The 22,650-nt window shown below is 59.5% G+C and carries 22 protein-coding genes; 12 read left to right on the top strand and 10 right to left on the bottom strand.

Annotation, left to right across the window (positions count from 1 at the left end; genetic code table 11):
• Positions 1–24: 24 nt before the first annotated feature.
• A complete protein-coding gene (locus tag LC334_RS15625; protein ID WP_085801363.1) occupies positions 25–345 on the bottom strand; it encodes a DUF6280 family protein in 321 nt (106 codons plus the stop codon).
• Positions 346–561: 216 nt separating this feature from the next.
• Here LC334_RS15625 and efp point away from each other — a divergent pair, with 216 nt between their 5' ends.
• Complete coding sequence (gene efp / locus LC334_RS15620; protein ID WP_085801362.1) at positions 562–1,125, top strand: elongation factor P; 564 nt, start codon at positions 562–564, stop codon at positions 1,123–1,125.
• Positions 1,126–1,171: 46 nt separating this feature from the next.
• On the opposite strand, the gene ygfZ is transcribed toward efp, so the two are convergent.
• Entirely contained in the window at positions 1,172–1,900 is a 729-nt protein-coding gene (ygfZ, locus tag LC334_RS15615) for a CAF17-like 4Fe-4S cluster assembly/insertion protein YgfZ (RefSeq protein ID WP_085801361.1), read from the bottom strand.
• A 66-nt stretch (positions 1,901–1,966) separates the two neighbouring features.
• Here ygfZ and LC334_RS15610 point away from each other — a divergent pair, with 66 nt between their 5' ends.
• Positions 1,967–2,638, top strand: coding sequence for a TIGR04283 family arsenosugar biosynthesis glycosyltransferase (locus LC334_RS15610; RefSeq protein WP_085801360.1), 672 nt, complete (start codon positions 1,967–1,969; stop codon positions 2,636–2,638).
• Here LC334_RS15610 and LC334_RS15605 read toward each other — a convergent pair.
• The 3 genes from LC334_RS15605 to LC334_RS15595 form a co-directional block, all read right to left on the bottom strand.
• Complete coding sequence (locus LC334_RS15605; RefSeq protein ID WP_085801359.1) at positions 2,635–3,318, bottom strand: tyrosine-protein phosphatase; 684 nt, start codon at positions 3,316–3,318, stop codon at positions 2,635–2,637. The genes LC334_RS15610 and LC334_RS15605 overlap by 4 nt on opposite strands.
• Before the next feature lie 187 nt (positions 3,319–3,505).
• Positions 3,506–3,709, bottom strand: coding sequence for a hypothetical protein (locus tag LC334_RS15600; protein WP_223413025.1), 204 nt, complete (start codon positions 3,707–3,709; stop codon positions 3,506–3,508).
• Positions 3,710–3,712: 3 nt separating this feature from the next.
• The gene (locus LC334_RS15595; RefSeq protein ID WP_085801381.1) at positions 3,713–4,846 is read right to left on the bottom strand and encodes a pyridoxal phosphate-dependent aminotransferase; all 1,134 of its coding nucleotides are present in this window, start codon (positions 4,844–4,846) and stop codon (positions 3,713–3,715) included.
• Between the two features lie 100 nt (positions 4,847–4,946).
• On the opposite strand from LC334_RS15595, the gene LC334_RS15590 reads away from it, so the two are divergent.
• Together LC334_RS15590 and LC334_RS15585 are read left to right on the top strand one after the other, a co-directional pair.
• On the top strand, positions 4,947–5,111 hold the full coding sequence (locus tag LC334_RS15590; RefSeq protein ID WP_085801358.1) for a Tat pathway signal protein: 165 nt from the start codon (positions 4,947–4,949) through the stop codon (positions 5,109–5,111).
• A gap of 59 nt (positions 5,112–5,170) precedes the next feature.
• Complete coding sequence (locus LC334_RS15585) at positions 5,171–5,953, top strand: crotonase/enoyl-CoA hydratase family protein (RefSeq protein WP_085801357.1); 783 nt, start codon at positions 5,171–5,173, stop codon at positions 5,951–5,953.
• Positions 5,954–6,078: 125 nt separating this feature from the next.
• On the opposite strand, the gene LC334_RS15580 is transcribed toward LC334_RS15585, so the two are convergent.
• Positions 6,079–9,189, bottom strand: a complete 3,111-nt coding sequence (locus tag LC334_RS15580; RefSeq protein WP_085801356.1) for a valine--tRNA ligase — start codon at positions 9,187–9,189, stop codon at positions 6,079–6,081.
• 148 nt (positions 9,190–9,337) lie between these two features.
• Between LC334_RS15580 and LC334_RS15575 the strand changes: the two genes are divergently transcribed.
• Complete coding sequence (locus LC334_RS15575) at positions 9,338–10,312, top strand: zinc transporter ZntB (protein WP_085801380.1); 975 nt, start codon at positions 9,338–9,340, stop codon at positions 10,310–10,312.
• A 175-nt stretch (positions 10,313–10,487) separates the two neighbouring features.
• Here the strand turns inward: LC334_RS15575 and LC334_RS23085 are convergent, their stop codons facing one another.
• On the bottom strand, positions 10,488–10,610 hold the full coding sequence (locus tag LC334_RS23085; RefSeq protein WP_263286532.1) for a hypothetical protein: 123 nt from the start codon (positions 10,608–10,610) through the stop codon (positions 10,488–10,490).
• 243 nt (positions 10,611–10,853) lie between these two features.
• Here LC334_RS23085 and LC334_RS15570 point away from each other — a divergent pair, with 243 nt between their 5' ends.
• From LC334_RS15570 to LC334_RS15540, 7 genes are all read left to right on the top strand, one after another.
• Positions 10,854–11,597 (top strand): DUF3592 domain-containing protein, encoded by a 744-nt coding sequence (locus tag LC334_RS15570; RefSeq protein ID WP_085801355.1) that lies wholly within the window; start codon positions 10,854–10,856, stop codon positions 11,595–11,597.
• Positions 11,598–11,755: 158 nt separating this feature from the next.
• A complete protein-coding gene (locus LC334_RS15565) occupies positions 11,756–12,787 on the top strand; it encodes a GlxA family transcriptional regulator (RefSeq protein WP_085801354.1) in 1,032 nt (343 codons plus the stop codon).
• Between the two features lie 90 nt (positions 12,788–12,877).
• Positions 12,878–14,017 carry an aromatic ring-hydroxylating oxygenase subunit alpha gene (locus LC334_RS15560; RefSeq protein WP_085801353.1) on the top strand — a complete coding sequence of 380 codons (1,140 nt, stop codon included), beginning with the start codon at positions 12,878–12,880 and terminating at the stop codon, positions 14,015–14,017.
• Positions 14,014–15,549 carry a choline-sulfatase gene (gene betC / locus LC334_RS15555; RefSeq protein ID WP_085801352.1) on the top strand — a complete coding sequence of 512 codons (1,536 nt, stop codon included), beginning with the start codon at positions 14,014–14,016 and terminating at the stop codon, positions 15,547–15,549. Before LC334_RS15560 ends, betC begins: the two co-directional genes overlap by 4 nt.
• Positions 15,546–16,340 (top strand): SDR family NAD(P)-dependent oxidoreductase, encoded by a 795-nt coding sequence (locus LC334_RS15550; protein WP_085801351.1) that lies wholly within the window; start codon positions 15,546–15,548, stop codon positions 16,338–16,340. Before betC ends, LC334_RS15550 begins: the two co-directional genes overlap by 4 nt.
• A gap of 8 nt (positions 16,341–16,348) precedes the next feature.
• A complete protein-coding gene (locus LC334_RS15545) occupies positions 16,349–17,089 on the top strand; it encodes an SDR family NAD(P)-dependent oxidoreductase (protein ID WP_085801350.1) in 741 nt (246 codons plus the stop codon).
• Positions 17,089–18,024: a 3-hydroxyacyl-CoA dehydrogenase NAD-binding domain-containing protein gene (locus LC334_RS15540; RefSeq protein WP_085801349.1), complete on the top strand. Its 936-nt coding sequence runs from the start codon at positions 17,089–17,091 to the stop codon at positions 18,022–18,024. Before LC334_RS15545 ends, LC334_RS15540 begins: the two co-directional genes overlap by 1 nt.
• A gap of 36 nt (positions 18,025–18,060) precedes the next feature.
• On the opposite strand, the gene LC334_RS15535 is transcribed toward LC334_RS15540, so the two are convergent.
• The 3 genes from LC334_RS15535 to LC334_RS15525 all read right to left on the bottom strand — a co-directional run bounded on the left by LC334_RS15535 (position 18,061) and on the right by LC334_RS15525 (position 22,629).
• Positions 18,061–19,302 carry an NAD(P)/FAD-dependent oxidoreductase gene (locus tag LC334_RS15535; protein ID WP_085801348.1) on the bottom strand — a complete coding sequence of 414 codons (1,242 nt, stop codon included), beginning with the start codon at positions 19,300–19,302 and terminating at the stop codon, positions 18,061–18,063.
• Positions 19,303–19,306: 4 nt separating this feature from the next.
• Positions 19,307–21,520, bottom strand: a complete 2,214-nt coding sequence (locus tag LC334_RS15530) for a TRAP transporter permease (RefSeq protein ID WP_085801347.1) — start codon at positions 21,518–21,520, stop codon at positions 19,307–19,309.
• Between the two features lie 98 nt (positions 21,521–21,618).
• Positions 21,619–22,629, bottom strand: a complete 1,011-nt coding sequence (locus LC334_RS15525; protein WP_085801346.1) for a TAXI family TRAP transporter solute-binding subunit — start codon at positions 22,627–22,629, stop codon at positions 21,619–21,621.
• Positions 22,630–22,650 lie beyond the last annotated feature (21 nt).

Raw genomic sequence — 22,650 nt, 5'->3', positions numbered from 1 at the left:
GGAAACCGTTCTGGCTTCTGTTTTTCAGGCAGCTTCGGCCTGAGCGGCCGCATTGCGGCGTTCACTTTCCTCGCGTGAGAGGGCCACGGATGTCCGCACCCCTTTTGACACAAATTCCATAAGCCCCGAAACGACACGTTCGTTCGGGTCGATCCCGGCGCAGGTCAGCACCTCGCGACCATCGCGCGAGCGCGCCCAGCGGGCGATCTGTTCTGGACCATTGCCATATTTCTTGTCGTCAGAAATGGCGTCGTCCAGCGCAGCCAGTACCACGGCTGCGAAGAGTTTACGTGCACGATTGCCCTGCTCACTTTTGAAGGCTGTGCCGTCAACGAAATCCTTCATGGTTCGTCCTTGTTTTCTTTGCTCTTGTAATTTCGGCGTGGCGCCCTTTATGACGATGTTTATCTGATTCGGATAGGCCTATAATGCATAGCTTCCATGCGCCTAACGCATGGCTTTCGCACTTGCAGCACGAGATATCGTCGTCTTGCGCCCTGTCATGTCCCCAGATATAGGGTATGCCAAACTTCGATCAACCTTTCGACAAGGTTTTGCCAAATGCCAAAAATCAACGGAAATGAAATCCGCCCCGGGAATGTTCTCGAACATAATGACGGGCTGTGGTCGGCGGTGAAAGTTGACCACGTAAAGCCCGGAAAAGGCGGCGCTTTTGCGCAGGTTGAACTGCGTAATCTGCGTAACGGTTCCAAGTTGAACGAGCGGTTTCGCAGCGCCGATAAGGTTGAGCGGGTGCGGCTGGAACAAAAGGATCAGCAATTCCTCTACGAGGACGATGGTCAGCTGCATTTCATGGATGCCGAGACCTATGAACAAATACAACTTCCGGCTGATATTCTCGGGGATCGGCGCCCATTCCTGCAAGACGGTATGACGATCACGGTAGAATTTTACGAATCAGAAGCCCTGAACGCGACCTTGCCGCAGAAAGTGACCTGCATGGTGGTCGAGACTGAGCCGGTGGTAAAGGGCCAGACAGCGGCCAATAGCTTCAAGCCCGCGATCCTCGATAACGGGGTCAAAGTCATGGTGCCGCCCTTTGTGGGATCGGACGAGGCGATCGTGGTCAATACCGAAACGATGGAATATTCCGAACGCGCGTGACGTTTGAGTATTTTGGGCTCGGTGACGGGCTGGGCGGTATTCCTTCTCACTCTTTGGTTATTGTCGCGTCGCCTGCCTGCATCTGGCCCGTGGCGCGATCAAACCGCAGATAGGCGATGGCGCGATCCCCGGATTGGGTGAAAAGAGTGCCTGCGGGTTTGCCATTGGCGGTGATGGCTGTGCCGACCGGGGCCGATCCGTTGATCCGAACCGTCGCCAGGCCTTTGCGCAGTTCGGTCTTGTGTTTCATTCGTGCCGTGACTTCCTGCCCGACATAGCAGCCCTTTCGAAAATCCACCCCATTCAGGCGCTCAAATCCGGCTTCGAGGATGAAGGTGTCGGGCGTCAGCTCGATCCCGGTTTCGGGGATGCAATGGGTCACGCGAATGGCGTCGAAATCGCTGCCATCGTCACCCGCGGCATCGCCATAAAGCCTCCACCCCAGAGCGGGGTGTCGTGGGTCGGGCAGGGCACCTTCTGGCGCTGGCCCCGTGCCACGCATGACCTTCAGACCTGATTCCGCAATCATTACATCGGCGCGCAACTTGTACATGTTCAGCCGCTGGATCAGGCTGGGCGCAATCGTGGTATCGACGTCCAGCAGGATGCCGTCGCCGTGGCTGAGTAGAAAGAAATCCGCCAGGTATTTGCCCTGCGGTGTCAGGATGGCGGCATAAACCAGTCCTTGATCCAGACGGGTAATATCGTTGGTGATCAGGCCCTGTAAAAAGCTTTTCGCATCATTGCCGGTGATTTCATGGATCGCGCGCATCATTGTCCTGTCCCAGATTGGCTGTCTTTGTAATATAGGTCCAAGCAGCAACCGCAACAGGGGTCGGAAATGCGCGCGAAATTGTCAGTGGTTATCCCGACGCTGAACGCCGCCGATGCGTTGCCCACGGCTCTTGCTTCGCTGATGGAAGGGGTCGAGGCCGGGCTGATCCGCGAACTGGTAATATCGGACGGCGGGTCGACTGACGCGACACTTAAGATCGCCTGTGAGGCGGGGGCAAGGGTGATCGAGGGTGCGCCATCCCGCGGCGGGCAGCTTCGGCGCGGGGCAGAGGCGGCGAAGGGTGCGTGGCTCTTGTTCCTTCATGCGGATACACAACTGCCTGCGGGATGGGCGGAGTGTATAGCAAAGCAGATCGAGTTAGGATCGCCAGCCTATTTCCGGCTGAAATTCGACATCAGAGGTGTCTCGCCCTCGCTTGTTGCAGGTTGGGCCAATTTGCGATCGCGGGCTTTTGGGTTGCCCTATGGCGATCAGGGGTTGCTGGTGTCACGTGCCGATTACGACGCCATCGGCGGCTATCGCGATATGCCACTGATGGAGGATGTCGCACTGGCCAGCGCCCTAAAGGGGCGGTTACACATGTTACCCCTCAGCGTGACCACCAGTGCCGCGCGGTATCAGCGCGACGGATGGCTCCGGCGTGGGGGGCGTAACCTGTCGCTGCTCCTGCGTTATTTGGGGGGGGCCGATCCGGCGCGTCTGGCGCGGCGGTATTAGAATTTGGGCTTATGGGTGGCGTCGAACTGCGCCTGTGCGTCAGTGCTGTCATATTCGGTGGCAACCCATTCTTCGAATTCGATGGGGTCACGCGCATTTCGTGCCTCATACATGTCAAAGATAAAGCCCAGAATGCCGGTACGAGACCAGCTGAGATGGAGGTACTTGAAGCTCAGCATCTTGCGCGCTTCGCTCAACGGACGCCCCTCTATCACGTGAAGATACAGAACGCTGGCAAACCCGGCCCGATCCGCGCCCGATTTACAATGCATTACAAAGGGTTTTTCGATCGTGCGAAACGCGTCGATCACCCCAAGAATATCCTTACGCGGGGCGGCATAGCGGGCGTGAAGCGTGCAGTTCACCAGTTTCAGGCCCAGCTCCCGACAGCTTTCTTCTTCCACAAGGTAATGCGCTGCACCGGCCGCACCCCGCAGGTTCAGGATTGAGCGTATGCCCATTTTCTTGAGTTTGACGAAGCGCTTGTGGGTGGGTTGATTTGAGCGATAAACTCCTGGGGCCACGGGGAAAAAATTGGTCCAGACTTTGCGCAGAACCGCGTGATCGAACCACAGATTGTAGATATGCGCCCGGCGGCGGTTTTCAGGCGACGACAGATCGGTGTTGTAGTGGGCACGCAGCCGACGTTCCCAATCGGCAATGCGTTTGAAAAGCTTCATAAGGTCTGCGTGCTCCGTCTTGGGTCGCCTTGACCCGTGCCGTTTCCATTTAGGCAAGGGGCTCGTATAACACAAGCCGCAACGCAGGGATTGCCTCCGTTGACTGGCGGTCGTTTTCCTTACGTGCCTTGGGCGACGTCAACGCAACGGACCTTGGTTGTCGATGCGTCGATACTGGTTTGCAAAATCAGCCGTTTTGGTCCAGCCGCGTAATCATTTTGTCTAACAGAAAACCGACGATGAGAACGATCGGCAAGCCAAATGCGGCCCACAGCACCATGAAGATCCACAATAAATTGACCAAGCCCATCACCAGAGCGGCGTTGGTGTAGTTTGGGGCGGCGGGCAGGTTTCCACGTCTCATGCGCTGAGTGTAGCGCAGAAAAGGCAACTGTCAGGTTAATTTTCCGCGAGCCGTTTGCTGGCGGCGGGCATCGGTCAGCGACGCAGGCAGGTGCTGTGCCACAACCGATAGGTCTTCGGGTCGGCCACAACTGACACGGATGCAGCGATCTTGCGGGGCGACGAAGGGCATGCGTACAAAGACACCCTTGTCGACCAGTGCATGCAGGACCTGACGCGCGAAATCCCCGTCATGTCCGCAATCCACCGCGACGAAATTCGTGGCCGACGGCAGGGCATGCAAACCGTTCTCATGGGCGATGCGGGTAATCTGCTGCCGGGCTATGGCGACATTTTCCTGCGTTTGGGCGAGCCAGTCATGATCTTGCAGCGCGGCCAGCGCACCCGCCTGCGCGGCACGGTTCATGCCGAAATGATTGCGGATCTTATCGAAACTGGCAATCAGCTCCGCCGCGCCGAACGCATAGCCCACGCGCGCCCCGGCCATGCCGTAAGCTTTTGAAAATGTGCGCATTCTGATCACGCGTGGATCTTCCACGTTGATCTCCGGCGCGGTTCCATCAGGCGCAAATTCGATATAGGCTTCGTCTAGCAGCAGCAGGCATCCCTTGGGTAGCCGATCAAGCATTTCGGCAACTTTTGACCCCTGATGCCATGTTCCCATCGGGTTGTCGGGATTTGCCAGATAGACCAGCTTTGCCCTCACCTGTGCAGCTTTGGCGCATAGCGCCTCCAAGTCTTCGCGATCCGCCGCATAGGGCACCTTGTGCAGCGTACCGCCAAATCCCGCGACATGGTAATTAAAGGTCGGGTAGGCGCCTTCCGAGGTGACGACCATATCACCGGGCTCGACCAGCAGGCGCACCAGGTAGCCCAGAAGCGCGTCAATACCCTCACCCACAACAATATTTTCAATCCCGACACCCAGGTGCGCGGCCAATGCGTGGCGCAGGTCATGGCTTGTCGGATCGCCATATTTCCAAATATCACCAGCCTCGCTCTGCATGGCGGCAATGGCCTTGGGCGAGGGGCCAAAGACATTCTCATTCGCCCCAAGTCGTGCCAGAAACGGCGCACCACGGCTGCGTTCCTGCTCTTCCGGACCAACAAAGGGCACCGAGGCAGACAGGGTTTGGACAAGTTTTGTGTAGCGCGGTCCCGTCATTTCTGCAGATAACGCCATCGGGCCGCGCCGCGCAAGACCTTGAAAATAAGGCAGATGTGGTTAAGTGCAGCGATACATGCCGAAACCAAGGAGGGCGTACATGCCCAAACTCACCCGGCGAGGCTTTATCGCCGCAAGCGTGGCCGCAGGCGCAACCCGCGTCCTTCCTACCATCGCAACCCGTAGCGGCGGTCGCAGGATTCTGACACTAGTCTATGACAAATCGCTGGGTATGATGCGCGCGATCGAACGCGTGGTGCCCTGACGTTCCTCTAGCGGGCCCTCGGTATTTAGGCTTTCATGGCGCCAGCAAAGGAGAGTGCCATGAGCCGTGTTTCCGTCGATATCACCGACCACATTGCCCGGGTTACCCTGACCCGCCCCGACAAGATGAACGCCGTCGATCCGCAGATGGCCGAGGCCATTGTCAGGGCCGGTCAGAGCCTGATGGAGTCTGACATCCGCGCCGTGGTGCTGTCGGGAGAAGGGAAATCATTCTGCGCGGGTCTCGATGTCATGAGCTTCGCCAACTTCGCAGCCGGCGATCCCGAGGCGCTGGTGATGCCGCGTACCCACGGCAATACCAATATCTTTCAGGAGGTGGCGATGGTCTGGCGCCGCCTTCCGGTGCCGGTTATCGCGGCGTTGCACGGGGCGGTCTATGGGGCCGGGCTTCAACTGGCGCTTGGGGCAGATATCCGCATCGCGGCGCCAGACGCCAAGCTGGCGATCATGGAGATGAAATGGGGCCTCATTCCCGATATGGGCGGGATGGTCCTGTTGCCACGCCTTGTGCGCAGCGACGTGATCCGGCGCATGGTCTATTCTGCCCAACCGGTCGCCGCGGATCAGGCGCGCGATTGGGGCCTGGTGACAGAGCTATCCGACGATCCGCAGGCAGCGGCGCTGGAAATGGCGCAGGAGATTGCCGGCAAAAGCCCGTCAGCCATCCGCGCGGCGAAACGCTTGATCGCAGTGTCAGAGAGCGGCGCGGATGAAGATATGATCCTGTTGGCTGAAAGCCGCGAACAGGCCGGCCTCTTTGGCACGCCTCACCAGATGGAAGTGATTGCTGCCAACATGGCGCGCCGCAAACCGAAATTTTAAGCGTAACGTCTTATCATCCACCGGGGCGAGCGCAGCGAGCCCCTCCCGCCCGCCGCAGGCGCCGAGTGCTGGCGAAGCCGGCGCGACCTTGTACCGCCCCTCGTGCCAGCAAAGCTAGGGCGGGATCAGTCGATTTCATTTAGGCGGTCCAGAGCTGCTTTGAGCTTGCCGTATTCCTCTTCGCGCAGGGCGAGGTTTTCACGGGCTTCACTCACCACCTCTTCCGGGGCGCTTTCGACAAATTTCGGATTGTTGAGCCGTCCACGCAGCCCGCCCAATTCCTTATCCAGCTTACCAAGCGTCTTCTCAAGGCGCGCCTTTTCTTCATTGATATCAATTATATCCGCCAGAGGAAGGCCGAAACTACCACCTTCGACCGCGACGGTGATGCAGCCCTTGGGGAAGCTGTCGACACGGGTCAGGCTGTCGATCCGGGTCAGGCGCTTGATCATCACTTCGTTATCATCCCACGCCGCCTGTCCGGCCGCGTCCAACTCGCTGACCAGCACGGGGATATGCAGCCCGGCGGGGACATGCATCTGCTGGCGGGCTGAACGCACGGCTTCGATCAGGGAAATCACCCAGTTCATCTCGCGGTCGGCATCCGCATCGACCAACTCCGCACCATAGGTCGGCCAGTCGGCGTGGATCAGCATTTTCTGGCGCTCGCCCAGCGTGCCCCAAAGCTCTTCGGTGATGAAGGGCATGATCGGGTGCAGCAGGATCAGGCACTGGTCGATGACCCAAGCCATGGTGGCTTGGGTTTCGGCCTTGGTTGCGTCATCGCCATCGAGCAGCAACGGCTTGGAGAACTCAACATACCAGTCGCAGACCTTGCCCCAGACAAAGGCATAAAGCGAGGTTGCCGCGTCGTTGAACCGGTAGCCCGTCATCGCCGCATCGACCTGCTCGCGCACCTTGGCGGTCTCGCCGATGATCCATTTGTTCACCGTTGCAGTCGGTTGCGGCAGGGTGCCGTCGCTGCCCGTCGCATTGTTCATCTCGGCAAAGCGGGCAGCGTTCCAGAGCTTGGTGCCGAAATTGCGGTAGCCCTTGATGCGTTCCATATCGAGCTTCAGGACGCCGCCAAGTGCCGCCATCGCGGCGGAGGAGAAGCGCAGCGCGTCGGCGCCGAACTCGTCGATGATCTCCAGCGGGTCGATCACGTTGCCGACGGATTTCGACATCTTCTTGCCCTTGGCATCGCGGACGAGGCCGTGCAGGTAGACATCGTGGAAAGGGATGCGCTCGGTCACGGGTTTTTTGTCGTCCAGCACCGCAAGCTGCATCATCATCATCCGAGCGACCCAGAAGAACAGGATATCCTGCCCGGTGACCAGCACCGAGGTTGGGAAGTATTTTTTCAGCTCCTCGGTTTCCTCGGGCCAGCCCAGCGTGCCGATCGGCCAGAGCCCGGAAGAAAACCAGGTGTCGAGCACGTCGGGGTCGCGGTAAAGATATACTGGATGGACATCGTCAAACTCATGCTCACCAATCGTAGCGAGATCTAGCGCACCATCTTGGCTTTTAGCCTCTTCTTCTTTCACGATTATTGGCCAATCTAAGGTAGGAAGTAGCGCGTCCAAAGAGCCGTAATACACCTTTGCTTTGGCTATTGCTTCACGAACGGTGGGTGCGCAAAATGGAACAAGTTTATTCCAACTAAGATAGCGATTTGGCGTGCCTTTCTCATCTACAAAGCCATCCCGCTCAACTGTCGGCCCATACCACACCGGAATTTGATGCCCCCACCAGAGCTGGCGGGAGATGCACCAGGGCTCGATATTTTCCAGCCAGTGGTAATAGGTGCGCTCGCCCGACTCGGGCAGGATTTTCACGGTGCCGTCCTTGACCGCCTCCAGCGCCGGGCCGACGATCTGGTCGGTGTCGACAAACCACTGGTCGGTCAGCATCGGCTCGATCACCACCTTGGAGCGGTCGCCGAAGGGCTGCATGATCGGTTTTGATTCAACAAAAGCCACCATGCCGCCGTCGAAGCAGGTTTCACCGTCTTCGTTCGGCTCGCCCGGTACCATGACGGCCAGACCCTCGGACGTGATCTGATCGACAACGCGTTTGCGCGCCTCGAACCGGTCCAGCCCGCGCAGGTCGTCGGGGACAAGGTTGATCGTGTCGGCCTCGGCCTCGGTCAGTTCCCGCTCGCCCTTGGCCACGGCCATCGCAACCTCGGCCATTTCGGCGTAAGCGCCGCCGTCGGCGCGCATGTTCGCCTTGGTGTCCATCAGCCGGTACATCGGGATGCCGCCGCGCTTGGCGACCTGGTAGTCGTTGAAGTCATGCGCGCCGGTGATCTTGACCGCGCCCGAGCCGAAATCTGGGTCAGGGTAGTCGTCGGTGATGATCGGGATCAGGCGGCGATGCTCTTTCGGACCCACCGGGATTTCACATAGTTTTCCGACAATTGGCGCGTAGCGTTCATCTGACGGATGCACCGCCACCGCGCCGTCACCCAGCATGGTCTCGGGCCGGGTCGTGGCGATCGAGATGTAATCGCGGGTCTCGCGGAAGAGCACGTTTCCGTCTTCGTCTTTCTCCAGATATTCGTAAGTCTGACCGTCGGCGAGCGGGTATTTGAAATGCCACATATGACCCGCAACTTCGAGGTTTTCGACCTCAAGGTCGCTGATCGCGGTCTCAAAGTGCGGGTCCCAGTTGACCAGTCGCTTGCCGCGATAAATCAGGCCCTTCTCGTACATCTCGACAAAGACCTTGATCACGGCGTCGTGGAAATTGCCCTCTTCGCCTTCTGGGGCCGAAGGCGCGCCGGACATGGTGAAGGCTTCGCGCGACCAGTCGCAGGAGGCACCGATGCGTTTCAATTGCCCGATGATGGTGCCGCGGGATTTGATTTTCTGCTGCCAGACGCGCTTTTCAAACGCTTCGCGACCCATCTGAACCCGTGTGGGTTCCTGATGTTCCATCATGTCACGTTCGGTCACCATCTGCGTGGCGATGCCCGCATGGTCGGTGCCGGGTTGCCAGAGTGTGTCAAAGCCGCGCATCCGGTGCCAGCGCACAAGGATGTCCTGCAACGTGTTGTTGAAAGCGTGGCCCATATGCAGCGAGCCGGTGACGTTGGGCGGCGGGATCATGATCGAGAAGCTATTCGCGCCCGGTTTGGCATTGGCCCCGGCGGTAAAGCATCCGGCCTTTTCCCAGGCCTCATAGAGACGGGCTTCGGCCTCGGCCGCGTTGAAGGTTTTTTCCATCGCCATGGGTCTGTCCTGCAGGTTCGTAAAACTGACCGCACGTCTAGCGAATGAAGGCAGTAAGGGAAAGGCGGCGCTGGTATTTTCTTATGTCTGCGTGACAGGTGGACAAATCCATCGCAAACTGTGGGTACAGGCAAGCGGAGGCAGGGCGATGGACGGTATCCACCAATGGCGGATCGATGCGGGTGGCGCAGCGAAGGCGATCGAGCCGGGCGCAGACGATGTTGCCGGGCTGGATGCTGACGCGTCCGGCTTTGTCTGGCTTCATGCGGATCTGGCGCGTGAGGGTGCGCGGGACTGGCTGGAAGCGGCCGGGCTGCAACCGCTGGTCAGGCGAGCGCTGCTGGCGCCCGAAACACGGCCGCGCTGCACGTTGCATGGCGAGGGCGTGTTGCTGAACCTGCGCGGGGTGAACCTGAATCCGGGCGACGAGGTGGAAGATATGGTCTCGCTCAGGATGTGGATCACGGCGAAGCTGGTGATCACCGTGCAACTCAGGCGGTTGATGGCGGTAGGCGATGTGCTGGCCGAGGTCGAACGCGGGCAGGGGCCGGATCATCCGACCGAACTGGTGGCGCGGCTGGCGCTCAGGCTGGCGGACCGGGCCGAGCCTGTGGTGGCGGGGCTGAACGAGAAGGTCGATGTGCTGGAAGATCAGGTGATCGACGGGATTTCCGCATCGTCCCGGTTCGATTTGGGTACGATCCGGCGGGCGTCGATCCTGCTCAGGCGTCACATGGCGCCGCAGCGGGACGCGCTGAGTACCTTCGAGATCGAGGAATTGCCGTGGATCGTGCCCGAGGGGCGCACGCGGCTGCGCGAGGCGACCGAGCGGATGACACGGCTGGCCGAGGAACTGGACGCGATCCGCGACCGGGCACAGGTGGTGCAGGACCAGATCATGGACACCCGCGCCGAGGCGATGAACCGGCAGATGCTGATCCTGTCGGTGGTGGCGGCGATCTTTCTGCCGCTGGGCCTGATCACCGGCCTTTTGGGCATCAATGTGGGTGGGATGCCGGGGGCGGACAATCCGACGGCCTTCTGGATCGTCACGGGCGGGTTGGTCGTCCTTGGCGTGCTGTTGGTCTGGGTCTTTCGCAGGGTTGGAATGCTGGGAAGGTAAACAACCTATAGAAGAGTAATGATTGATAAAAATATACTTTGGAGAGAATCTCTCCTTGCTCTAGGGTTATCCTGTAGATGCGGCTGAGTCAGATTTTCTGACACGGCCGAAGAGAAGGTTTTCGTGATGTTATTGGCAGGATTTATTCTACACGCTGTAGCCAGGGTTGGCTCGATCATCGGACAGAGGCCTGACCATCTGGGTCGTAATCAGGTAACGATGAGACCGATCCGAACAGGTTCGACGGGTTTGGCGGATCGTAGATGAGGGCGACGCAGATCGATTTCGCCTTGGTCATTCTGAACGCCGTCTGCCAGTGGTCCATAGGGGGGCATGGTGTCTGTGACAGCTATCCGGACAGCCCGACGGAGGTGCCGAATAACTGAGTTTTGGGTTGTAAACAAAACGATTGCGGATCGCCCGGTTTTTTTCTTCCTGGGCCGAGCTGATCCCAGAGCAGGCGCGTGTGGGGGCAAGCTGCACGCGCCTGCATGTGAGCGGATGACTTGTGTCGCGGCCGGAATCACTTAAGTCTGACCCTATGGTTATGGTCGTTCAGGAAAAGCCGGTGCCGATCTTTCGCCTGTTTCTGCGCATGGGCGGTTGGCTTGTGGTGATGCTGGGGCTGGTCTTCGTCGGCCTGTCGCTGGTCAGTGCGTCAGATGCCGATCTGGCGCGGCGTTTCGATGACGAAGGACGGCAAGCGAACGGCACCATAAGCCACAAACGGTTCGCCCGGACACGCAACCCGGATGGCAGCCTGTCGACCTCGTACTGGATGACCCTGCGCTATCCCACACATGCCGGAGAGGTGGTGATGCAGGAGCGCCTGGTCAACGCCACAGAATATTTGCGAGCCATGCGCGGGGACCGTGTGAGCTTGCGCTATCTGCCCGACGATCCGCGCACGATCGAACTGGTGGGGAACTGGTACCATTCCGCTGCGCGTACAACATCGACACTTGCGCTGGGCGTCGGGATCGTCTGGTTGCTGTGCCTCTGGGTGGTGGGCAGACGCAGTGTTGATGCCATCCGGACCCGGGAATATGGCAGGCGGGACGGGGCGACCGTAACTGGTATCCGCCGCGCCGCGATCCGGGTGCCCGGATGCCCCGACACAAGACTGACCTGGCGGGATGGGCAGGGAAATGCCGGCCAGAGCCTGCTGCATCATGGTAGGGATCTTTACGCGCTGGATCAGGGTGATCACATCACGATTTATCGCGGCCCGGACCAAAGCTGGTGGGTGGGCGATCTTGGGGAACGGGCCGGGTCGGCGGGATAGATGGCATCTGCATCCGCCTCATACTTCAGGGTTTTGTGAGCTTTCGCTGGCCTGAGTTTCCGGGGCCGTGAGTGCCGCCGGCTGCAATCAGGGCCCGCTCCGGCATATGGGCGCTTATTTAACTCGTCGCTCGCCAGCGTATCCCCTAGATTGACCTCATGAAGGCGAAACAATCCAATTTCACAGAGATACTGGTGCTGGTCACGCCACACTTCAATCTGGCGGCGACAATGGCCTTTCTGGATCCGTTTCGTGCGGCAAACTATCTGGCGGGTAAGCAGCACTTCCGGTGGTGTATTGCCAGCGAGAAGGGGGGGCTGTGCCGGGCCAGCAATGGGATCAGGATCGCGGTTGAACCGCTGCAAACGCAAAGGCAGGCGAGACCGGATATCGTCCTCGTTTCCAGCAGCTGGACGCCCGAGGCTTTTTCGAGCGAATTGCTGCTATCGGCCATCCGCAGATATGCCAGAACCGGAAGCTACGTGGGTGGTATCGATACGGCTGCCTTCATTCTGGCCGAGGCGGGCTTGCTGAACGGGCGGCGCGCCACTGTTCACTATGAACATATCGACTCCTTTGGCGAGAATTATCCCCGGATTGATGTGTGCGAAGATCTGTACGTTCACGATGGCAATATCGGGACCTGCTGCGGCGGCGCCGCTGCTGGTGACTATGCCTTGTCGTTGTTGCGCGGGCTTGTCGGTGATGCGCTGACCAGCGATTGTGCGAAATACCTGTTTCACAACAATCTGCGCGGGCCTGGCGTGCATCAGACCGATGAACATCTTGAGCCGTTGGGCAATACCGCGCCACAAAAGGTTCGGGATGCGATCGAGATTATGGAGCGACATCTTGAGACGCCGATCAGCATCCCTGCGCTCTGCGCGCGAGCAGGAATTTCACAGCGCCAATTGAACCGGTTGTTCCGGAAATACGTCAAAACCAGCCCGCAGCTTTATTATCGAGATATCCGGCTTGACCGGGCACGCGGTCTGGTCACGCAAACCGAGCTTCCCATCGCCGAGATCGCTTTGGCCTCGGGTTTCGCCAGTCAGGTACACTTCTCTCGCGCCTATAAGGCGCGGTTCGGCGCGTCGGCCACGCAGGACCGTATCGAGGGGCGTGTCCCGTTCGAGTTCCGGGCCTGGCCGATGTATCGCCCACCGGATTCTGATAAAAATGGCGATTAAAGACTTTCAAGTGGCGAATAAGGTATAGGAAGAGTGCTCGTAACTGTTGGAAAATAGCGCGGGTTATCGGGCGAACCGGGAGCGCTTATCATGACGACATTACCTTCTAAGGAGCAGTTTGCGGCGATACAGAAGGGATATTCCGCTGATGCTGGAAATTCCCTGTCCCTGAGGGCCGACGCCTACACGCGGGATGACTGGTTCACCGTCGATCAGCAGCACATCCTTGCCAAGTCCTGGCAATGGATCTGTCACGTCGAGAAACTGCGCGATCCCGGCGCTTACGTCACCGTGACAATAGCGGGTCAGCCAGTTGCAATTGTCAGAGATCGCGATGGTCAATTGCGGGCTTTCTACAACGTCTGCAAGCACCGGGCGCATGAATTGCTAAGCGGTGAGGGTCAGACATCGCGAATCATGTGTCCCTATCATGCCTGGGTATATAAGCTTGATGGTCAGCTGGTGCGCGCTCCGGAAACCGAACATCTGGAGAATTTCAACACGGGCGACATTTGCCTTGATCAGGTTCATGTCGAAGAATTCGCCGGGTTCATCTACGTTAATCTGGATCCCGGCGCTGCGCCCCTGCGCGAACAGTCCGGCGATCTGGAAACTGAGATCAGGCATTGGGCGCGGGATATTGATCAGCTGACTTTCGGGCACCGGCTGACCTATGACATCCGGTCGAACTGGAAGAACGTCGTCGATAATTTCCTGGAATGCTATCACTGCCCGACAGCGCACAAGGATTTCTGCGATCTGGTGGATATGGATACCTACAAGGTCACCACCTACGGCATCTATTCCAGCCATATGGCGGATGCAGGCAAGGGTGCGAACACAGCCTATGATGTGTCCAACGCCACCGTGCGCACCCATGCGGTCTGGTGGCTTTGGCCCACCACCTGCCTGATGCGTTATCCGGGGCGTTCCAGCATGATCGTGTTGAACATTATTCCTGTGGGCCCGGACCGAACGCTGGAGACCTATGATTTTTTCCTTGAAACCCCCGATCCAGACGCAATGGAGCTGGATGCGATCCGCTATCTTGACGAAGTACTTCAGGTCGAGGATATCGGCCTTGTGGAGAGCGTGCAGCGGGGTATGAACACGCCTGCCTTCACCCAGGGTCGGATCGTGAATGACCCGTCCGGGTCAGGTAAGTCAGAGCATGCGGTACATCATTTCCACGGTCTTGTTCTGGATGCCTATGAAAAGGCCGCCCCGTGACGCAGCCCAACATCGTGGTTATCATGGCGGACCAGCTGGCACCGCATTTTTGCGGTGCTTATGGACATCCGGTTGCCAAGACCCCGTATATGGATGCGCTGGCCGCACGCGGCATGCGGTTCGATGCGGCTTACTGTAATTCGCCGCTCTGTGCACCTTCGCGGTTTGCCTTCATGTCCGGGCAGCTGATCAGCCGGATCGCGGCCTATGACAACGCTTCCGAGTTTCGCGCCAGCGTGCCGACGTTTGCGCATTACCTGAAGGCATTGGGGTATCGCACCTGCCTGAGTGGTAAAATGCATTTTGTCGGCCCGGATCAGAAGCACGGGTTTCAAGACCGGGTGACCACCGATATTTACCCTGCCGATTTCGCCTGGACCCCCGATTGGGAGGCCGCGGACGAGCGGATCGACAAATGGTATCACAATATGCAGACCGTCAAGGAAAGCGGTGCGGCGGTTGCCACCTTCCAGACTGATTATGATGACGAGGTCGAATTTGCCGCCCGCCGCTGGCTGATTGACCGGGGCCGCGATCGGGCCGCAGGCAATGACGCCCCATTTTGCCTCGTGGCCAGTTTCATTCATCCGCATGACCCTTATGTCGCCAAGCCGGAATGGTGGGACCTCTATTCCGACGAAGAGATTGATATGCCCGAACATATACTACCTCCTGAGGATCAGGACCCGTTTTCGCGGCGCATCATGGACGGGATCGAGGCCAGTTATGTACCCCTGAGCGATGCAGAGGTGATCCGCGCCCGTCGCGCCTACCTGGCCAATGTAAGCTATTTCGACAGCAAGGTCGGCGCGATGATCAGGGCGCTTGATGATATAGATGCGCTGGATAACACCATTGTCGTCGTCACCGCCGATCATGGCGACATGCTGGGCGAGCGCGGATTGTGGTACAAGATGAATTTCTTTGAACACTCCGCCCGCGTACCGTTGATCATGGCGGGCCCCGGCGTGGTTCAGGGCACGGCGCGCAATGCCTGTTCGCTGGTCGATATGCTGCCCACTTTCGTGGACATTGCCGGTGGCGACGAAACATTTCTGGGCGAACCTGTCGATGGCCGTTCACTTGTGCGGTTGTTGCGGGGCCAGGCCGATCCGGTGGACGAAGCCATCGGCGAATATTGCGCCGAGATGACGCCTTTTCCGGTGTTCATGATCCGGCGGGGCGATCTGAAATATATCCATTGCGACGTCGATCCCCCGCAGCTTTACGATCTGGCGAACGATCCATTGGAAAAACAGAATCTGGCACGTGACCCGGCCTATGCTGAGCGCGCGGCGATGTTTGCCGCCGAAGTGGCAGAGCGTTGGGATAGCAATAAACTGCGTGCGAATGTGATCGCCACTCAGCGTTCGCGCCGGAGATTGCATGCGGCGATGGAGGCGGGCGCGGGCGAACCTTGGGATTACAACCCGCCTCGGGATGCCACCCGGGAATATGTGCGAAATCATATGGATTGGACGGTTGCTGCGGCGCGTTACCGATTTCCCCCAGTTAAGGATGCTGATGAATGATGTTAGAAGGAAAAACCGCCCTGGTTACCGGCGCGCGCGGCGGCATCGGTCGCGCAATTGTGGCGCGATTTCTGCGTGAAGGCGCGCGCGTCTATGCGGCGGATCTGACTCCGCGGGGTTCGCTTGACGCACATGACGACGATGGCAGCATCTTTATCAAACAGGACGTTACCCAAGAGGTCGACGCCATAGCCGCGATGGACCGGGTCAACGCCGAAAGTGGCCAGCTGGATATCCTTGTCAACGCCGCCGGGATCGAGATTGAAAAGACCATCGAGGATACCACGCTGGAGGAATGGAACCGCTCTTTTGCTGTCAATGCGACGGGCACTTTTCTGACCTCAAAATACGCGCTGCCCTTGTTGCGCAGGGCGGGCAAATCCGGCGCCAGCGCCAGCGTGATCAATTTCGGCTCTTATGATGGCTTCATCGCCGATCCGGGCCTTGCCGCCTATTGCGCCACCAAAGGCGCAGTGCATGCCCTGACACGCGCAATGGCCTGCGATCATGGGCCCGAAGGCATCCGCGTGAACGCTATCTGCCCGGGGTATATAGACACGCCCATGTTGCAGAGTTTTTTCACCGGCGACGGGTCGGGCGGCGGCGGCAAGAGCATCGATCAGCTGCAGCAGGCGGTGCGCGATGTCCACCCAATGCGCACTTATGGCACGCCCAAGGATATCGCCAATCTGGTCAACTGGCTGGCCTCGGACGAAGCGCGCTATGCCTCGGGGCAGCTCTGGGTGCTTGATGGCGGGCTTTCGGCGCAAGTGCAGCAGATGAAACTATAGGAGGCGCCATGCGACTTATGGGAAAAACCGCATTGGTCACCGGCGGACGTCAAGGCATCGGGCGTGGCATCGTTGACGCGTTCATGGCCGAAGGCGCATCGGTTACCGCCTGCGGGCGCGGGCCAAGGCCCGACGGCTTGCCTGAAGACTGCGGCTGGGTTCAGGCAGATGTGTCCGACCAAGGCCAGATACAGGCTTTGACTTCGGCTTGTCCGGCGCCGGACATCCTGGTGAATAATGCGGGTGTGCAGGTCGAAAAGACCGTGGCCGACAGCACCGATGCAGACTGGAATCTCGTGATCGGGGTCAATTGCCGTGGCGCCTTCAACACTTGTCGCGCTTTCATCCCGCTCATGACCAATGGTGGGTCGATCATCAATATCGGCTCGATTTCGGGACATGTCGCGGACCCGTCTATGGCGCTTTACAACGCGTCCAAGGCATTTGTGCATGGCCTCACCCGTTCCATTGCTGTCGATCACGGACCTGGTCTTCGCTGCAACGCCATTTGCCCCGGTTGGATAGAGACGGGCATGCTGGAGGCCGGGTTTGGTCTGTCGGATGATCCTGCAGCTGCCCGCCGCGATGCTCTGTCGCGTCACGCCACCCGTCGCTTTGGTCAACCTGCGGATATCGCTGCCATGGCCGTCTGGCTTGCCTCGGACGAGGCCGGATTTGCCACCGGGCAGCTGTTCACCATCGACGGTGGCATGACCGCAGCGTCGCCCATTAACACAGGGCTGTTCTGATGAACGACACCTCTCATACCGCTGTGTTGGGCGCCGGCACCATCGGCGCTAGCTGGACGGCCCTTTTCCTGGCCTCAGGCCGGTCAGTGGCGGTCTATGATCCCGACCCCGAGGCTGAATCGTCCTTGCGCGCCTATATCGAGCAAGCATGGGAAACCATGTCCGAACTGGGCCTGACAGATCGGGGCAATGCTGAATGCGTGACGTTCTATTCTTCGGCGGCCAAAGCGGTTGAGGGTGCGGGGTTCGTGCAGGAAAACGTGCCAGAGCGCCTACCGATCAAGCACACAACCTTTGCCGAGATCGAGCCGATGCTGGCGGATGACGCCGTTGTGGCGAGTTCCGCATCGGGTCTGACACTGGGGCAAATGCAGGGGGGATGGCAAAACCCGGACCGCTTTGTTCTGGGTCATCCATTTAACCCGCCGCACCTCATTCCACTGGTCGAGGTAATGGGCAATGAACGGACCGCCGATGGCGTGGTTGCCGCTGCCGAGGCCTTCTATGCCGACATCGGTAAGGTCACGATCCGGGTCAATAAGGAAGTCCCGGGCCACGTCGCCAACCGGCTACAGGCGGCCATCTGGCGCGAGGCTATTCATCTTGTCCAATCTGGCGTTGCCAGCGTGGGCGATGTGGATAAGGCTGTGTCGGCTGGCCCCGGTCTTCGCTGGGCGGCCATGGGGCCGACAACACTTTTTAGCTTAGGGGCGGGACCCGGCGGGTTGCCTGCGTTCTGCGATCATTTCGCGGATACGTTCAATGGCTGGTGGGATGATCTTGGCACACCCAAACTGACGCCCGAAGTTGCCGAAATGCTTGCGGAAGGTCTTGCCGAAGCAACCGGTGGGGCCCCGGTCGATAGACTGGCAGCACAACGCGACGCGAAGATCGTCAAATTGCAAAGAGCCTTGGGTGTAACGAAAAACGGTTGAACGTAAGGCGCGCGGCAGGGCCGGTAAAAGCATGGTTCAGGCGCTGAATCTTGCTGCCGAATAGGCATCAAGACTAAGGTTTTGTTTGAGGTTCAGAACATCGTGGGCAAGGACCTCTCCGGATTTCGGGGCCATCATCAGTCCGTAATGGGAATGCCCGAAACAGCCGTAAAGGCCGTTAAATTTGCCCAGCCTGCCCAGAACCGGCAAGCTGTCGGGGAATGAGGGCCTCCGCCCCATCCAGAACGAAGGCTGAGTGTCGTTCAGATCGGGCAGGACGGCTTTGGCCTGCCACTGCAATTGCCGGTATTTCCGCCCATCGGGCGGGGCGTTCACGTCTCCGAATTCTGCCTGACCAGCGACCCGGATACCGCCCTCCATGCTGCTGGCCACGAATTTCGCATCGGTGTCGGTCACTGAATTGTTCAGCGCGACCCCGGGGCTGGAAAACTCAACATGATAACCGCGCTCTGCCACCAGCGGCAGTCTGATGCCCAGTGGACGCAATAGCTGTGATGACCATGCGCCTGCGGCGACGATCACCTTGCTTGCCGTCAACGGGCCGGTGTCGCAGTCGATGTTCCAACCGCCGTCAACCGGTGTCAGGCGCCGTACCCGGGCTCGCAATATCTCTACCCCAAGCGACCGGGCCTTCTCGGTCAGCACTGTGGCAATTCGGCCCGGTGCCAGGGCACGGGCCTGATCGTGGATCAGCACGGCTGCTTTGAAATCAGTCGACAGGGCGGGCTCAATGCGGCGGAGCGCCTTCGCGCCGACAAGTTCGAGCTTTGCGCCTTTTTCCTGTCGGATACGGTAATCGAGCGAGGCGAGGTTGGCGCGGGTGGCATCGCGAAACGCGTGCACATAAAGGCTGTCACGCACCAAACCTTCGTGCCCGGTGCCGTTCAGATGCCGCCGGTAGAGATCGACCGACGGGGCGCATAGATGCTCCATTGCGTCCGAAACCTGCCGCACGCGGTGGTCGGTTCCGTTGCGAAGGAACCTTAGACCCCAAGGAACCATGCGGGGCCAGAAACCGGCGCGCACGCTGAGCGGTCGGTAGCGACCGAACATCAGTTTGGGCACCTGTTTCCAAAGCCCCGGCATGGATTGCGGGATGATCGACCAGGGCGAGATGACACCTGCATTGCCGTAAGATGTTTCCTGACCCGGCTCACCCTTATCAATCAACCGAACCTTTGCGCCGCGTTCGGCCAGCGACAGGGCGCAGCATATCCCGACGATGCCCGCACCCAGAATGGTGACGTCTTCGCCCATTCCTTCAGGTCGTGGCGAGGTGGCGTCGGCGGGCGATGACCTGCGAGATGACCGCCGGAGAAGCAATGATCAGCGCCGCCAGATCGGCCTGCAGCGAGGGTGCGATGAAGACCAGCCCGGCCATCGCCATCAGGACACGGAGCACGGCGCCCATCGGTGTCAGCCAGTAGCCGACCACGGCGGCGGAGAGGCAGATCACACCGGCGATGCAGCTGGTCGCCGTGTAGCTGAACTCCCAGAAATCAAAGCCGGTGGATGACACGAAAAGCAGCACCGGCGCGTAGACAAACGCCATTGGTGCCACCACCTTGCCCAGTCCCAGCGTGAAGGCCGAGATGCCGGTGCGGAACGGGTTCGAGCCCGCGATGGCCGCCGCCGCATAGGCCGAGGTACAGACCGGTGGCGTGATCTCGGCCACGACGCCGTAATAAAGCACGAACATGTGGCTGGCGATGGGCGGGATGCCGAGCTGCGCCAGCGCCGGCTGCGCCACAGACACGAGCATGATGTAAAGCGCCGTGGTCGGCACGCCCGCGCCCATCAGGATACAGGCGAGCGCGATAAAGACGAGGCTGATGAAGAGCGTCAGGTCTTCGACCGAGAACAGCTCCCACGTGCCGAAGGCAAAGAGCCAGTGCAGATCGTTGCCCAGATTGGACGCGGCTTGGGTGACCATAAAGCCGATGCGGAAGCCCACGCCGGTGGTGTTGATCACCCCTATCACGATGCCCACTGCCGCCGAGGCCGCGCCCACGGCCAGCGCGTATTTGACGCCGGTTTCAAACGTGTCGGCCATTTCCCTGACAGAAACCCGTTGCTGCGGGTTGAGCGTGGCGACGATTGCGCCGACAATCAGGATGATGGACATTTGCAGGTCAAACCCGTCGCCCATGTATTTCCAGATGACAAAAGCGATGAAGGCGGCGGCATAGATCAGCGTGACCGGAGTTCGCATCCGGCTCATTCCGGCGATGATCGAAAGTGAAATCCCCACAAAGGCCGACATGTAGGGCGTGTAGCCGGAGAAGAGTACGACGAGCAGGCCCACAAGCGGCACGATATTGGCCCAGCCATCGCGCCAGACCTTGCCGAATTTCGGTAGCATCTCTTTCGACAGCCCCTGCAGGTTCAACCGGCGTGCCATCAGGTGCACAACGGTGAACACACCGACATAATGCAGCAGCGCCGGGAAGATCGCGGCAATGACGATGGTGGTGTAGGGCACCTCGAGAAACTCGGCCATGATGAAGGCGGCGGCCCCCATGATCGGCGGAGTGATCTGTCCGCCCGCCGAGGCTGCGGCCTCGACCCCGCCCGCGAAATGGCCCGGGTAGCCCAGCCGTTTCATGTTCGGGATGGTCAGCGCGCCGGTCGAGACGGTATTGGCGACCGAGGAGCCCGAGATGGTGCCGAAGAAGGCCGAGGATACGACCGACACCTTGGCGGGACCGCCGGTGTAGCGCCCGGCCAGAATGCTGGCATTGTCGATGAAGAGCTGGCCCAGCCCGGTGCGCTGGGCAATCACGCCGAAGAGGACGAAGTGGAAAACGATCGTCGAGACCACCCAAAGCGTGACGCCAAAGATGCCTTCCTGCGGGAAATACATCGAGCTGACGAAGGTGTTGAATTTCACGCCGGGGTGCTGAAGAATTCCCGGAAAGAACGGCCCGAACAGGGCGTAGGACATGAAAACGCAGATGATCAGCGGCAGAATCCACCCCAGTGTCCGTCGTGCGATATCCAGCACAAGCACGATCAGGATGCAGCCAAACAGCAGGTCATAACCGTTGGGGTTACCCATGCGGAAGGTCTGTTCTTCGATGCCCAGAAACGGCACACCGTGCCAGGCAAAACCCAGATAAAGCGCCGAGGCGGTACCAAGCACCATCAGGATCACATCGAGATAGGGCACACCGCCCAGCCTGAGCGCTCCGGTTTTCAGATCAAAAGCGGTCTTGGTCTTGACCAGAGGAAAAAGCGAATAGGTCAGGATGAAGAGACCCGCGAGATGCCAGCCCATGTGCCAGTAATCGGGCGGTAGGCCGAACCCGGCGGTCAGGTAGTGATAGACCGCATATGTCAGGGCCACGTAGCGAAGAAATCTCGCGAAACCCGGGCTGACGCTGCGCGTTGCGGCACCTTCATCATATTTCTTTTCGATCTCAGCCAGTTCTTCCGCTGAAAGTTCCTGATCCTGATGCTCGGCCGCATTCCCCATGGTCAGCCCCTTCGTATCGGTTGTGGAAGAATAAAGGTTGGGCGGCGAGCGGGAGTTGCCCGCCGCCCGTAAGAGTAAGAGCCGGAAGAGTGGTGGCTTTACTCTAGAAGGCCCGCTTCTTTGTAGAACTTCTCGGCACCCGGATGCAGTGGCACGCCAAGGGCTGCGATCCCGTCAAGCGCGGTTTCGGGCGTAATCTGCTTGCCCTTCGCGTGACCGTTATCCAGCAATGTGCGGGTATTCTTGTTCCAAAGTGCTTCGGTTATGCCGTGCACGAGTTCGTCTGAGAGATCGGACGAAACAACCAGAAGCGCCGACACCGCAGGCGTTTTCACCTCATAGTCGATGCCCTCGTAGACACCAGCGGGGATCTTTGACGGGATGTAGGCGGGAACGGCTTCGTTGATCTTTGCCAGGTCCTCGTCGCTGAAGCTGTGCAGTTCCATGCCCTTGGTTGTCGCCAGTTGCACCATGGCAGAGACGGGCCAGCCCGCAGCGTAGAAATAGGCATCAAGCTGTCCGTCGGCCAGACGTTCGGCGGACTGGCTGTTGTTCAGTTCCGCCTCGTCCATATTGTCGCGCGTCACATCCCATTTTTCCAGCATCTGCAATACGGCGACCTGCGTGCCCGACCCGGCCTGAGCAATGCCCACGCGCTTACCGGCGAGTTCACTCAGGTCTCCCAGCTTCGATCCCTTGGGCATCACCAGATGCAGATCTTCGGGGTATAGATTGGCGACAATGCGCAGTTTTTCGTGCGGCTTGCCATCGAACTTTCCTTCACCCAGATACATCGAGCGGGTCACGTCCGCCGCCGCCATCCCGGCCTCAAGCTCGCCATTCTGGACGGCGGTGTTGTTGAAAACCGACGCGGTGGTGGATTGCGCGATGGCGATCAGCCCCGGCACGCCACACTGACCGCCTTCGTCGCACGGGCGCGAACCCGGAGGGGCGGAGATGCCGTTGGCGATGGTGCCGCCTATGGGGAAATAGGTACCCCCGGCGCTCCCGGTGCCAATTCGGAAAAAGGTCGGGTCCTGCGCCGTCGCTGTTCCGGCGGCAAGAACCGTCGCCAGCAGGGCGCCGGAAAATCTCGTTAGGATGGTCATGTGATACTCCCTTTTATGGTT

It is taken from the genome of Roseovarius aestuarii, from assembly GCF_019966515.1.
GTDB lineage: Bacteria > Pseudomonadota > Alphaproteobacteria > Rhodobacterales > Rhodobacteraceae > Roseovarius > Roseovarius aestuarii.
This window is presented reverse-complemented; position numbering and strand designations above follow the sequence as displayed.

Excerpts from the sequence above, each read along its gene's own strand:
- LC334_RS15625 (WP_085801363.1), bottom strand. The coding sequence starts at position 345 with ATGAAGGATTTCGTTGACGGCACAGCCTTCAAAAGTGAGCAGGGCAAT.
- efp (WP_085801362.1), top strand. The coding sequence starts at position 562 with ATGCCAAAAATCAACGGAAATGAAATCCGCCCCGGGAATGTTCTCGAA.
- ygfZ (WP_085801361.1), bottom strand. The coding sequence starts at position 1,900 with ATGATGCGCGCGATCCATGAAATCACCGGCAATGATGCGAAAAGCTTT.
- LC334_RS15610 (WP_085801360.1), top strand. The coding sequence starts at position 1,967 with ATGCGCGCGAAATTGTCAGTGGTTATCCCGACGCTGAACGCCGCCGAT.
- LC334_RS15605 (WP_085801359.1), bottom strand. The coding sequence starts at position 3,318 with ATGAAGCTTTTCAAACGCATTGCCGATTGGGAACGTCGGCTGCGTGCC.
- LC334_RS15595 (WP_085801381.1), bottom strand. The coding sequence starts at position 4,846 with ATGACGGGACCGCGCTACACAAAACTTGTCCAAACCCTGTCTGCCTCG.
- LC334_RS15590 (WP_085801358.1), top strand. The coding sequence starts at position 4,947 with ATGCCCAAACTCACCCGGCGAGGCTTTATCGCCGCAAGCGTGGCCGCA.
- LC334_RS15585 (WP_085801357.1), top strand. The coding sequence starts at position 5,171 with ATGAGCCGTGTTTCCGTCGATATCACCGACCACATTGCCCGGGTTACC.
- LC334_RS15580 (WP_085801356.1), bottom strand. The coding sequence starts at position 9,189 with ATGGCGATGGAAAAAACCTTCAACGCGGCCGAGGCCGAAGCCCGTCTC.
- LC334_RS15575 (WP_085801380.1), top strand. The coding sequence starts at position 9,338 with ATGGACGGTATCCACCAATGGCGGATCGATGCGGGTGGCGCAGCGAAG.
- LC334_RS23085 (WP_263286532.1), bottom strand. The coding sequence starts at position 10,610 with ATGACCAAGGCGAAATCGATCTGCGTCGCCCTCATCTACGATCCGCCA.
- LC334_RS15570 (WP_085801355.1), top strand. The coding sequence starts at position 10,854 with ATGGTTATGGTCGTTCAGGAAAAGCCGGTGCCGATCTTTCGCCTGTTT.
- LC334_RS15565 (WP_085801354.1), top strand. The coding sequence starts at position 11,756 with ATGAAGGCGAAACAATCCAATTTCACAGAGATACTGGTGCTGGTCACG.
- LC334_RS15560 (WP_085801353.1), top strand. The coding sequence starts at position 12,878 with ATGACGACATTACCTTCTAAGGAGCAGTTTGCGGCGATACAGAAGGGA.
- LC334_RS15550 (WP_085801351.1), top strand. The coding sequence starts at position 15,546 with ATGATGTTAGAAGGAAAAACCGCCCTGGTTACCGGCGCGCGCGGCGGC.
- LC334_RS15545 (WP_085801350.1), top strand. The coding sequence starts at position 16,349 with ATGCGACTTATGGGAAAAACCGCATTGGTCACCGGCGGACGTCAAGGC.
- LC334_RS15540 (WP_085801349.1), top strand. The coding sequence starts at position 17,089 with ATGAACGACACCTCTCATACCGCTGTGTTGGGCGCCGGCACCATCGGC.
- LC334_RS15535 (WP_085801348.1), bottom strand. The coding sequence starts at position 19,302 with ATGGGCGAAGACGTCACCATTCTGGGTGCGGGCATCGTCGGGATATGC.
- LC334_RS15530 (WP_085801347.1), bottom strand. The coding sequence starts at position 21,520 with ATGGGGAATGCGGCCGAGCATCAGGATCAGGAACTTTCAGCGGAAGAA.
- LC334_RS15525 (WP_085801346.1), bottom strand. The coding sequence starts at position 22,629 with ATGACCATCCTAACGAGATTTTCCGGCGCCCTGCTGGCGACGGTTCTT.